We start from the raw sequence: 11,833 nt of genomic DNA, 5'->3' as shown, positions 1-11,833 counted from the left end.
CGTTAAAATAATAATGTGTGCCGCCTTTTTTATGGCAGATTTTTATAAATGTTAAGGCTCAGATATTACTCAGTGATGACTTCTGCTTCCGCACTTACCGCATCAAAGCTAGTGATTTTGTTATTTTGGACAAGGTCGATAGTACCACCACCAGCATGACTGACCAGCTCGATACTGCCATCTTTTGAGCGATAGGTAGGGTTATTACCTTGGCCTTCTGGTGCACTTAGCGTCAGCTTTGGTTTATTGGGCAAAGTGACGATAGCATTAAGCATGCCTGCTGCCGAGGTTTGAAAGACAACGGATAGGGTTTCACCTGCTGCATTTTTATAACGGACATCCGTTATTTGTGCACCTTTAATGGCTTGCTCAGGATTGGGTGCTACAGCAGCACTGTTTGCTGATGTATTAGTAGTATTAAAATCACCCTCTAATTCACTCAAGTTAATATCACTCTCTGAATCGGTTGGTTGCGCTGTATTACTGTCGGTATTGCTGTCTAAGCTTTCATCTGCATCAATACCGTTGATATTAGTCGTCACTGGCGTCGTTTGTACAGTTGTTTCCGTCTGTACTTCATTAGCCGCTTCAGGTTCCGGATCTTTTTGGCAGGCAGTCAGTAGCAATGCACTAAAGAAAACAGCAGGGATTACTTTATAGTAAGACTTGGATTTTAGTAGGTTTAAAGTAAGGTTGTTCATAATAGGGTAGTTATCCAATAAGTGTGCTCTAAGCACAGTAAGATGCAAGAGTCAGTGGTGCTGTCAAATATTAACCGTAATAACCAGATTTCGCTGCTCACCATATTTTTCAAGATGGTCTCTATGTTCACACAAGTAAATACCTTGCCACGACCCCAATCCTAGCGTTCCATTAATAAGTGGAATGGTCAAAATTACGCCAAACACCATGCTTTTAAAATGGGCTGGTAAGTCATCCGAACGTTTTGTTATATAGTGATAATATATCTGATTGGTTGTCATTATAAGTGTTCTTATAGTAATAGATCGGTTATCTAGTCTGATATATGAATTGGGATTTCAGCTATTAGTAGACATTTTAGCTTACAACATAATACGATTGTGTTATGTTAAGGAAAAACGGAGGTCGATAAATGTCGTGCTTCGTTAATGAATGTTAGTCTACATACACTTAGGAATGGTAATGGATAACGATACAATTACTGAAAGTCAGCTAGCGGCTTACAAACCAACGACTACTTATGTAGGTATCTCTTGGGGGGCAATGCTGATAGGTGTATTGGCATACCTGATTGGATTATGGAATGCACAAAGCATGTTGTTAAATGAAAAAGGCTATTATCTAGCTGTTTTAGCACTTGGTTTATATGCCGCCATCAGTTTGCAAAAGACGATTCGTGACCGTGCAGAAGGTATTCCAACAACCAATTTGTATTACATGATAAGTTGGGCTGCTCTAGGATTGTCCATTGCCCTCATTGTGATTGGACTCGTAAATGCAGATGGGTTGATATTGAGTGAGAGAGGCTTTTATATGATGGCATTTACGCTTAGTTTATTTGCAGCAGTTACCATTCAGAAGAATACTCGTGATGAGGAGCAAGTTCGAAAGCTGATTACGCCTATGACAGGGTTTAATAACAACAGCGGCATAAATATTGATAAAGAAGTGAATAGTCAGCCTGATTCTGGCAAGTCACTTTTTGGTGCAGTTAAATCTAGAATGGAAGGCAATGATTAAAGCTTTCCATTAAAAGAAATAATTAAGTAAGCGGTGTCTGCAAACGCGTACGATTTGGTGCTAGGCGTGCTAGCATCGCGGTTGATAAAGGTGTAAACGAGCCTAGCATCCTATCTACTAACGCTTCAGCGCATAGTGGTGCAATGGCATAGCCTTTAGCGCCCATCGCACTCATTACCCAAACGCGTTCGCTATCAATCAATTGTCCAACGATGGGGTGGTAGTCAGGTGTTTGGGTACGAACGCCAGCACGTCCTTGCCATCCACTTATATCTGTCGGCACAACCGACGCCATTTCAGGAATGGCGGTGACCAGCTTGTCACGGCTAATCTGATGCTCTTCTTCACGGATATCCGTGTTCGTATCGTTACGTATAAAACTCGCCCCTAGTAGAAACTGAGGTTGGCCTTTTGCTGTGTCATTTAAGTTTTCATCACCCGCTTGGGCAGTGAATGGCGTACAGTAACCACTATATTTGAGTGGTATTTTAGGTAAGTTTGCGAGTTGTTCGGCTGTAGGCGTAAACCAAGAAAGTTGACCACGAATTTTACGACAATCAAATATACGTTGATCCAATTGATGGCTCTCAAACGCCGCACAAACCACCACATTATCAGCCGTTATGGATATCATTTCTTGATTTTGATCATACCCTTCAATACAAACATGACTTTCCATCTCGCTAATATTATTGACGGCTAACTGCTGAAAATGAATGAGCGGATGGGTCAGGATCGTATTTTTTAAGGCTTGTGGATTGACCAAGCCTGACTGCGGTAAATATAGATTCTCCGATACATCCTGCGTCTTTAATCCGCTGGCATGTTGCGCCTGCGTAAGCGATAACGTGGTTGCCATGTCATTAGGATAATCTGCAATTTGCGCTGTACCGATATTGGCTTTGATTAGTAAATCAAGAGCACCTGTTGGCTCCAATATGGGCGCTATATTTTGCTGTGCAGCTGTTTCATTCAGCACACGATATAGTCTGCTACTATAGAGATAACCCATGGTGTGTAAATGCTCATCGACATGATGAATCGGTGTCATTTTGGGCGCAAGCAATGCCCGAGGATTGCCTGACGCACCTGCCAATGGCGCTGATTTGTCTAATAAAGTGACTTGGATACCACGATTGGCCAACGACCAAGCCGTTAGCAATCCTGAGACACCAGCACCAATGACGATACTATGATCAGGAGCATTGTATGCACTATTAGCAGGCTTGCTCTGACTATCACTTTCAGATAGACAGGCAGCATCAGTCATAACAGCTGTTAGCATTTGGTTCTTTCGCCCAAAGCCTTTGACCTTGTTAATCTCAAAGCCATGCTCTCTTAGCCCACGTTTAACGATACCTGCACTGCTATAGGTCGCAGAGGTAGTGTCTTGGCAGGATAAGCGCTTTATCTGAGTAAAGATATCTTCTGCCCATAAGGTGCTATTACAAGAAGGGGCAAAGCCATCTAAAAACCATGCGTTAACGCAGGGTGGAGGTTCTATGGAAGTATCTAATGCTAACTTGGACAAGCTCTCAGCAGCATCACCAAACCACATATCAACGGTCAAATTATCATCAAAGAAGTTTAAACGATGCGAGCCAGCGATAAGGGGTGGGTAGGCGGCCAAAAAAGACGCAATCAATTCTGCAAGCTCAGGCGCACGCTGCGCCCACAGTGTGAGAATGTGCGTTAAATCGGCAAGGGGTATGGGAAATTTTTCAGTGGTAATAAAATGTAGACGAGCCGTTGCTAATTGTGGGTGAGTCTCGCGTAACTGTCGCCATAGCAGCCAAGTGGCTAATAGATTGAGCCCTGTACCAAAGCCCAATTCAGCGATCGTAAAGCATTGCTTTGGGGCAAGGCTTGCCAGTCGCTCTGGTAGTTGATTATGCGCTAAAAACACATATCGTGACTCTGCTAGACCATCCGCATGTGAAAAATACACATCGCCAAACTCACCTGATACGGGTACTTGATTACCCGTATCGTCTACCTGCCAATCAATCTTGGCAGGAGTGATGATATTTAGCGAGTTAGCGTTTTTAGATTGCGCAGGAGTAGCAGGCGTTTCTTTGGGTGCAGACGTGGACTTCGACGTGAACATAGACACTCACATAGGACAGAGCAATAAATAGAGAGTGCGTTACCAACGCTCACGGCGGACAAACACTAGCCACGAGATAAAGATACCAACCAACAGACTGATTAATACTGTAAATGCCCCGTACAAGAAAATCTGACCTTTACTTTCATAAACCAAAACGTTTGCTTGGGTCTGCAAGTCGTTTACCTGACGTTGCAACTGTGCATTGCGGCTTAGTAACTCTTGATTGGCATCGGACAACGCCTGTTTAGATGGCTGCAGTTGCGCTGCTAAAGTGCGATTGATATCCAACGTTGAGTTGCTGGTTGGTGGAGCGTTTAGTGCTTCAGGTTCTGTCACCGGTATCGTTGCCAATGGATTGTTCACATCCATAGTCGTCACCGTTGGTGCAGCTTGTACCGATGCAGCAGCCATAAACATTAGGGTAGCTATGCTGAGTTTGTAATGACGTGTATTCAAATAAGAGACACGCTGACTCACGACGCTGCTACTTTTTCTGATGTGCTGTCATCTGGTTTTGGCAGTGCTTGAATGAACGGCTTGATATCTACATGGCTGTACACACCGTCGCGCAAGTAAGGCTCTTCGTTTGCCCATGCTTGTGCGGCCTCCAGAGAGTCAAAATCAGCAATGATTAGACTGCCTGACATAGCGCTTTGACCATGCTCAATAGGATTTGGACCTGCAATAATGAGTCGCTGCTCATTGTTCAGTGCTTTAAGACGGTCAAGATGTTCAACACGGGTAATCTGACGTTGCGCGCTGCTCTCTGCAACATCGTGACCAATAATGGCAAATAAGGACATAAGACTTCCTCAATAAAATGATGATTGATGTAAGTGTGTTTAATCAATAGATAAATAAAGCTTAATTCATAGCAACTAATGCCGTTACTATAAATGTTTAAAATACTGTAAATAGTTGAAATACTATGGATATTCAAAAATCGTATTTATTATAAAATAATAGCCTAAGTATTACTTAGTGGTTTTGTTTGTCAGTTCTGGATTTAAATAATTTTTTAATACCGCAAACTGAGCTATAACGAACACCAACATAATTGGAATCCAACCGTACGTTTTAAAGTTGATCCATGCTTCATCTGACATCGTAAACGCTGTGATATAATGTAAGACGCCCATCATGGCAAAAAACAATGCCCAAGCGATGGTGAGTTTTTTCCAGCCACTCATTGTGAGCGAAAAAACATCTTTCATTGCTAGCTGCATCAGAGGCTTATTAATCGCGGCACTTACTAATAGCGTCAAGGCAAAGATACCGTTAATAATTGGTGATTTCCAACGCAGATAGATGTCATCACGTAAGATTAAGGTACCACCACAAAACAGAATGGTTAATAGTAGAACAACCCATTGCTGCTTATCAAACTTGCCTTTTTGGCGAATAAAATGAATCGCATAAACGATAATAGTGGCGATGAGTAAAGCACCGGCCCCTGCCAAGATACCACTGTGACGCGCACCAATGAAAAAGGCAATTAAAGGAATAAAGTCTAATAGGGCTTTCATAACAAATAGGGTGTCCACCAAAAACGTATGGGGTAGTTTACACGTCTACTGCACCAAAAAAAAGCAATCAACGCGATAATCATTCTATATAGCGGGCTTGCTTAGTAACACTTTATGATTGTGGCTCATGAGCAGCACTGCTATCCAATATAACGATTCGATAATGTCAGTAGTTCTATATATTAAATACAGTCATTCCATCATAAAAGTGTTACTGCGTTAACCCCACTTGAAGTATTTAATATACATCTACATTCGGTTTGCTTGAATGACTTTTGAATTGAATCGACCATACAACGGCTGGCTATTGCATCGCTTCTTACTCTCTTTAATACTTATTATTTTAAAATGTTAAGGCTTATTTATGAAAATAGATTTACATTGTCACACCCACTACTCTGATGGTACTTATGGACCAACGGAGGTGATACAACGCGCCCATGCAGCTGGCGTCAATGTATTGGCTCTGACCGATCACGATACGCTAGCGGGAATTGATGAGGCGAGAGTCGCTGCTACAGCCTGTGATATGCAACTCATTAATGGTGTTGAAATCAGCTGTGAGCATACGCTCAGTGGTGGTTATGGTAAAAACAAATCAACCAACAAAATTGTCCATGTGCTAGGTCTTGATTTTACTGATCGTGAAAAAATGGATGCCACTCTACAGCAACTGCAAGAAAGCCGTGCCACTCGTGGTCAGAAAATCACTGAAAAACTTAGCGAGCTACTGGATATTAATTATGATGAGCTATGGCAGGCTGTACTTGATAAAGTAGGTGGTAATCCACAAGCAGTCGGTCGTGCTCATATTGGTCAAGTATTGTTTGAACGCGGTGAAGTAAAAACCGTACAAAAGGCCTTTGATAAATATCTGGCAGATAATAAACCTGCGTATGTGGCAATTGAGGCCCTAACGATGCAGCATGGTATCGAGCTAATCCATGCTTGTGGTGGTAAGGCTGTACTGGCGCATCCGACTCGTTATCAACTCTCAGCCACTCGCGTGCGCAAACTGATTGAAGAATTTGCCCAGTTAGGCGGTGATGCTTGTGAGCTGCCCGCCAATAGTGAGCCAGTTAGCACCCGCAGAATGGTCGATCGTAGTATCGCTGAGCACAATCTTGTCACCTCAATTGGTAGTGACTTTCATGGTAGTAATATGCCGTGGCGACGCTTGGGCGATGTACCGACGTTGAACCCCGAACAGCAAGGGGTTTGGCAGTCATTTAAGATGTTTGCTTAATTCGTGTTTTACAAGTATTCAAAAAATACCTATAAAATCCACTGAAAAGTGGTTGATTATCGTTTAATCTTGGAGGTTGCCTGAATTAATATATCAATTGAAATAATGTTTAAAACAAAGCGTCAGATATTGACGCGTGAACTATCAAATGGATTGATAATTCAGGCATAAATGGCCACACTGAATAAGTAGTTTTGGTTTCAGTAGTAATCATGAGTTGTCAGTTGTTATTCTCGTTTTAGCTCTATCAATTTTTCTATTTGCGGTAGCCCATTATGGCTGTATCTAAGTTTTATCTAGGCTACAAGCAGCTTTCTAAGGCGGTTTTTGAGTGGGAAGCAGCTGATAGGACTGCTCTACTAGCAGCATTTATGGTGATTGAGGTTTTTTCACATTGGCTGTGGTGCTTATTTGTTTGGTATCGCCGCGACATTTATAGTAATTACGTTGATATAACTCTGCTCTATCCACTATGGATTCTCGTGTCCATGGTAGGTGTATTTTTACTATGGATGTCCAGTCGTTTTTCACCAGTTAGAAACGCCAAGAGCAATTTGTATACGTGGCAAGCGATACTTATCACCATTTATAGTGCCTATATTACCTTTGTTATCACCATATTAGGGCATAGTAGTCTGGTAACGGGTGTCTCACTGGTAGGTGGTGCTATGCTAGGAATGATGCTCATTAGCCGGCGGTATGTATGGCGAGCATTTGTAGGGCAAATTATCGCAATCTTAGCAGTAACGTTGTTTCCTTATTTTGGTATCACGTTACCAAATTTGCGTCAAATGATTGCTACGACGCTGCCTCCTAATATTCATAGTTATGTCACTTATAATGAGATGGCTATGATGAAAGACGCTACCGCTGCCACTGTCCTGCCAAATGGAAGGTTAAATTGGGATAGTGTCAATTATCTGCGTCAATCTTCCAATCTGTTGTGGCGTTCTACCCATATTTATATGTCGTTACCAAAAGCCATTTTTATCATTTATATGTTTCGTACTTTGTTAGTGATATTAGATGACAGTAGAAAAGAAACCTTACAACATGCCAATCAAGACGAGCTGACACAACTAAAAAACCGTCGTTATGGTCTGATGCAAATGAAACAGGCATTAGTGAGCATAGAACGTGCTCAAGACTTTAGCGTAATTCTATTAGATTTAGATTGGTTTAAAGACATCAATGATAGCTATGGTCATGATATTGGTGATCGAGTGTTAGTGACAGTGGCACAAGCACTACTACAGTCTTTGACAGATGATGCCATTGTTAGCCGCTATGGTGGTGAGGAGTTTTTGATTGTACTACCAGATACGAAGCATGATAGTGCGATGGTTATTGCCGAACAACTACGGCTAAGCATCGCTGATCAAACCATCGTGGTCGATGACAATACTACCTTTAACGTGACCGCTAGTCTCGGGCTATACACGCTGACTCATGATGAGCGTCATTGCATAAAGCACACATGCGAAAAACTGTCACAAACCGAATCAGGGTATCAGTTTAAAAAACCACAGGTCAGTAAGTCGAATAGTGAACGAGCGGATAAAAAGGTTGATACAGTAGAATTGCCCCAAGATATTTGTCAGCGCTTGATCTGTATGGCGGATAAGGCTTTGTATAATGCTAAGGGCCTCGGGCGCGATAAAGTTGTGAGTGCTAACGAGATGTTAAAAGCAGGCGATACAAAGATAGAGTCGCTTTATAGTAATTAAAAATCGATAAAGCAGCTAGACATTCATAGATGATAGATGTCATCTATGAATGTCCTAATCTGTATCTACTTAATTAAAAGACCAACTGCTGTACCAAACTCGCCAATACACTGGTTGCAAAACTGCCAGTCGTTAGCGTGAAATTCAACACGAGTGTCTGCGAGTCTTCTTCTGAATCACGCCATTCCCATGTTAATGCTTCGATAGGTAAACGCAGCGCTCGTCGTTGTGCCTTTATATCTCGTTGCTCTAATCCTGCTGCTAACTGCGTCAATAAAAGGCTATGTTGTACAGTATCATTTTCAATGTCTGCCGCCGCATTACTGACTTTGTCATTGTCTATTCCCCACATCACAGCCGTTGGATGAATATCACCACTAGCCATTCGTTCACGTAATGTGTCATCTATCTCTTCACTGGTAAATATAGACCCTGAACCATCCAAGTTAAACACTTCACCGGATAGACCAGTATTCCAGCTACCATCTCGTACGCGTGCTGCCAATATCTCATTAAATATCAAGCTACGGGCTGCAGACAGCTCCATCGTGTTTTGCTCTCGCGGGGCACGCTTGCTTTTGCTTTTTTTAGACGATGGGCGAGGCGCTCGTGGTGGACGGGCAAACAGGGATAGTGCCTCTCTGACGTTATTGCCCTGACGACCGAAACGCTGAGGACCAAAATAATTGGGGACGCCGCTCTGACTAATATTCGATAAATACTGCTCGACTGCTTCTTTTGCAGACAATAATTGCTCAGGTTCTGGTGTCTCAGTATCGATATTTTCAAACTGAATATTACGCAAGGTAATCACGAATTGATTGGCACGATGCGTACCACGATTGAGCTTTTTGTTATGCCAATGCTGGGCGAGAATAGTGACTGACTCTGTCTCTCCGATATCTATTGGCGCAAACTCAGTTACTGGTAGTTGCTTCTTTGGTATTCGTAGGCTAAACCACTGTGTCGTCAACGCATGACGATCCTTTAATCCTGAATATCCAACATCACGCAATGGAATCTCTGCCCACTCTGATAGTAGTTTGGCCAAATAAGCAGTATTCATTCCTGATTTTTCTATATGCAACCATAGATGCTCACCTTCATTGGTGAAGTCTAATGGCAATAGCTCATTAACGATGAAATCCGTAGTATTGGCTTTATAAGTTGCCTGTTTTAACGGTGGCTGCATCGGCTGTGGCAACTGCGTAGTATCTGCGGCAGCTGTAATATCAATATCAGCTATATCAACGGATGCGCTCGTGACTGGCTTGCTCTCCGAATGTGATTCGGAGTCAGAGATCGTAGGCGTTTCAATATGGTTGTCTGGATAAGTCATAAAGTAGTCTTTTATTTTGATTGTAAATTTAAAATGGAAGTCATAGTCATAGAGGGTCTAAACGAAACTCGCAAACTTACGTTTTGCAACGCAGTAAACATACAAAAAAACAGCGTGTGCTAAATGGTCTTGTTACTATCGATGAATAGGGTATGAAAAAAGCATTCTGAAAATCAGTACTATAGTTGATTCAGTTTGAAAGAGATACAAGGCAACCGAGTACAGATGTATGTTTGATACTTCAAGCGAAGTTAAGGCTGTCACTCTTTTATAGAGGATTGACTATATCTGTTGAATTACTTGATTAAGTAGAGTTGTTTTCACCCCATTCTTATTAGAAGTCCATTATAACCGTTAAGGAAGACTTATGACCAATGCAACGATTAACACAGTTACTATCAGTAAGGCAGATATTCCAAGTGGCGGTATGAAATCATACAAGCAAGATGATAATAGTATCATTTTAATCACTCGAGACGACGATGAGTTTCACGCGTTTGATGGTAAATGCCCACATGCGGGAGCGGATTTAGGTACTGGGCTACGCTGTGGCAACCGTGTGGTTTGCCCATGGCATCATGCTACTTTTGATAGTCGTGATGGCACATTGTTGGAGCCGATTGCCACCGAAGGCTTGACCCAATATCAACTGACTGACAATGGCGAAGAGTTGATTGTGACGACGTCAGCCAAAGAAAATATCAGCGTATCAAACGATAAATTGAAAGACACTCATACTGTGATTGTGGGCGGCGGTGCAGCTGGGTTTATGACGGCACATTACCTGAGAAATACCGGGTATGGCGGTGATATCACATTGATTAGTGCTGACAATAAAGCTCCTTATAATCGTCCGTTATTGTCTAAAGCTTTTTTGGCAGGGAATATGCCAGAAGAGAAGTTACTGCTTGGCGGTAGCGACTGGGCCACGAACAATAATATTGATTTGCGCTTGAATCAAACTGTGAGCAAAGTATTGCCCAATGAGCGTACTTTAATGGTTGTTAGTGATAGCAGCAACAGCAACAACGATGACAATGGTAGTGATGAAAGTATATCGGCCGATTATTTGGTAGTGGCCACAGGATCGTCGCCTACCATACCGCCTATTACTGGAGCAGATTTAGATGGCGTGTATACCTTACGCAGTATGGATGATGCCAAGTTGATCAAAGCGGCCAGTCATGATCAGCGTGTAGTGATTATCGGTACTGGTTTTATTGGTATGGAGGTCGCTTCGGCTTTAGCGCAGGCAGGCACGACAGCTTCAATCACAGTGGTTGGGCAGTCTGACCGAGTGATGGGTAATATCATCTCAGAAACTGTTAGCAAAGCACTTATCAAGTTGCACGAAGAAAACGGCATTAACTTTGTGTTAGGTGCCAACGTGAATGAAATTACCAAGGTTGAAAACAAGTCTGACAGCAGTGAGGCAAGACAAACCTTTTCACAAGTAGGTGGTGTGACGCTTGCTAATGGCGAGCATATCGATGCCGACATTGTGATTTTAGGTACTGGGGTATCTGCCAATACCGAGCTGTTAGAAGGGGTCAACGACTCTGATGGGGTACAGGTCGATAGCAAGCTGCAATTGCGTGATGGAGTTTATGCACTGGGTGATATCGCAAAAGCATCTGGGCAAATGGGGCGTATGCGTATTGAGCATTGGCGAGTGGCATTACAGCATGGGCTTGTGGCGGCAGCTGCGATATTAAAAGACGAGACAGTAGAAACGTTAGATGCCCGTGTGCCGTTTTTTTGGACTATGCAATTTGGCAAAAGCCTACGCTATAGTGGCCATGCCCAAACACCAGACAACAGCATATTACTTGGCACCCCAGACACGCTGAATTATATTGAATACTACTTTGATGATGACAGTAATGAGAATAGCCGAGCCACTGCGGCCAGTACATTAGGGCGTGACCAAGAGCTAATTGCTTTTGCTGAGCTATTACGTATAGGTCAAGCCCCAACTCGTGCTCAAATCAACTCAGGATTCGATATTATTAATCAAGCAAAAGTGTTATCGCGCTAGTACTATCAAGCAATAAGTATTAGTATCTTGGGCATGTCATCAATTAGCACATTAATACATTTAGTGGTCTTAAAATGGCTAAATTTTGATAAATATCGTCAGAAGTTTTGTCAATATGTTCATAT

11 protein-coding genes are annotated in these 11,833 nt (G+C 42.4%); 4 read left to right on the top strand and 7 right to left on the bottom strand.

The features are described from left to right. Positions 1–65: 65 nt before the first annotated feature. Both DFP82_RS08260 and DFP82_RS08255 read right to left on the bottom strand, forming a co-directional pair. Complete coding sequence (locus DFP82_RS08260; protein ID WP_110923255.1) at positions 66–701, bottom strand: hypothetical protein; 636 nt, start codon at positions 699–701, stop codon at positions 66–68. A gap of 63 nt (positions 702–764) precedes the next feature. Continuing rightward, the gene (locus DFP82_RS08255; protein ID WP_245905684.1) at positions 765–983 is read right to left on the bottom strand and encodes a YjbQ family protein; all 219 of its coding nucleotides are present in this window, start codon (positions 981–983) and stop codon (positions 765–767) included. Positions 984–1,164: 181 nt separating this feature from the next. Between DFP82_RS08255 and yiaA the strand changes: the two genes are divergently transcribed. Beyond that, positions 1,165–1,722 carry an inner membrane protein YiaA gene (gene yiaA, locus DFP82_RS08250; protein WP_220034726.1) on the top strand — a complete coding sequence of 186 codons (558 nt, stop codon included), beginning with the start codon at positions 1,165–1,167 and terminating at the stop codon, positions 1,720–1,722. Between the two features lie 22 nt (positions 1,723–1,744). Here yiaA and mnmC1 read toward each other — a convergent pair whose 3' ends face one another. The 4 genes from mnmC1 to ispZ all read right to left on the bottom strand — a co-directional run bounded on the left by mnmC1 (position 1,745) and on the right by ispZ (position 5,358). Next, positions 1,745–3,829 carry an FAD-dependent 5-carboxymethylaminomethyl-2-thiouridine(34) oxidoreductase MnmC1 gene (gene mnmC1, locus DFP82_RS08245; protein WP_110923253.1) on the bottom strand — a complete coding sequence of 695 codons (2,085 nt, stop codon included), beginning with the start codon at positions 3,827–3,829 and terminating at the stop codon, positions 1,745–1,747. A gap of 39 nt (positions 3,830–3,868) precedes the next feature. Then, positions 3,869–4,309 carry an SH3 domain-containing protein gene (locus DFP82_RS08240; protein ID WP_245905683.1) on the bottom strand — a complete coding sequence of 147 codons (441 nt, stop codon included), beginning with the start codon at positions 4,307–4,309 and terminating at the stop codon, positions 3,869–3,871. Continuing rightward, on the bottom strand, positions 4,306–4,635 hold the full coding sequence (locus tag DFP82_RS08235) for a YciI family protein (RefSeq protein WP_110923251.1): 330 nt from the start codon (positions 4,633–4,635) through the stop codon (positions 4,306–4,308). Before DFP82_RS08235 ends, DFP82_RS08240 begins: the two co-directional genes overlap by 4 nt. Before the next feature lie 171 nt (positions 4,636–4,806). Continuing rightward, on the bottom strand, positions 4,807–5,358 hold the full coding sequence (gene ispZ, locus DFP82_RS08230; RefSeq protein WP_110923250.1) for a septation protein IspZ: 552 nt from the start codon (positions 5,356–5,358) through the stop codon (positions 4,807–4,809). Between the two features lie 364 nt (positions 5,359–5,722). Between ispZ and DFP82_RS08225 the strand changes: the two genes are divergently transcribed. Further along, positions 5,723–6,604, top strand: a complete 882-nt coding sequence (locus DFP82_RS08225; RefSeq protein WP_110923249.1) for a PHP domain-containing protein — start codon at positions 5,723–5,725, stop codon at positions 6,602–6,604. A 275-nt stretch (positions 6,605–6,879) separates the two neighbouring features. Next, positions 6,880–8,331, top strand: coding sequence for a GGDEF domain-containing protein (locus tag DFP82_RS08220; protein WP_110923248.1), 1,452 nt, complete (start codon positions 6,880–6,882; stop codon positions 8,329–8,331). A gap of 73 nt (positions 8,332–8,404) precedes the next feature. On the opposite strand, the gene truD is transcribed toward DFP82_RS08220, so the two are convergent. Next, on the bottom strand, positions 8,405–9,523 hold the full coding sequence (gene truD / locus DFP82_RS08215) for a tRNA pseudouridine(13) synthase TruD (protein ID WP_425450601.1): 1,119 nt from the start codon (positions 9,521–9,523) through the stop codon (positions 8,405–8,407). Between the two features lie 514 nt (positions 9,524–10,037). On the opposite strand from truD, the gene DFP82_RS08210 reads away from it, so the two are divergent. Then, positions 10,038–11,708, top strand: a complete 1,671-nt coding sequence (locus DFP82_RS08210) for an FAD-dependent oxidoreductase (RefSeq protein WP_110923246.1) — start codon at positions 10,038–10,040, stop codon at positions 11,706–11,708. The last annotated feature ends 125 nt before the right edge of the window (positions 11,709–11,833 follow it).

It is taken from the genome of Psychrobacter fozii, assembly GCF_003217155.1.
In the GTDB taxonomy this organism is placed as follows: domain Bacteria; phylum Pseudomonadota; class Gammaproteobacteria; order Pseudomonadales; family Moraxellaceae; genus Psychrobacter; species Psychrobacter fozii.
Note: the sequence above shows the minus strand (reverse complement) of the source record. Positions and strands in the feature narration are given on the sequence as shown.

Coding starts and splice junctions, on each gene's coding strand:
- DFP82_RS08220 (WP_110923248.1), top strand. CDS start 6,880: ATGGCTGTATCTAAGTTTTATCTAGGCTACAAGCAGCTTTCTAAGGCG.
- yiaA (WP_220034726.1), top strand. CDS start 1,165: ATGGATAACGATACAATTACTGAAAGTCAGCTAGCGGCTTACAAACCA.
- mnmC1 (WP_110923253.1), bottom strand. CDS start 3,829: ATGTTCACGTCGAAGTCCACGTCTGCACCCAAAGAAACGCCTGCTACT.
- DFP82_RS08225 (WP_110923249.1), top strand. CDS start 5,723: ATGAAAATAGATTTACATTGTCACACCCACTACTCTGATGGTACTTAT.
- ispZ (WP_110923250.1), bottom strand. CDS start 5,358: ATGAAAGCCCTATTAGACTTTATTCCTTTAATTGCCTTTTTCATTGGT.
- DFP82_RS08235 (WP_110923251.1), bottom strand. CDS start 4,635: ATGTCCTTATTTGCCATTATTGGTCACGATGTTGCAGAGAGCAGCGCG.
- truD (WP_425450601.1), bottom strand. CDS start 9,523: ATGCAGCCACCGTTAAAACAGGCAACTTATAAAGCCAATACTACGGAT.
- DFP82_RS08255 (WP_245905684.1), bottom strand. CDS start 983: ATGACAACCAATCAGATATATTATCACTATATAACAAAACGTTCGGAT.
- DFP82_RS08210 (WP_110923246.1), top strand. CDS start 10,038: ATGACCAATGCAACGATTAACACAGTTACTATCAGTAAGGCAGATATT.
- DFP82_RS08260 (WP_110923255.1), bottom strand. CDS start 701: ATGAACAACCTTACTTTAAACCTACTAAAATCCAAGTCTTACTATAAA.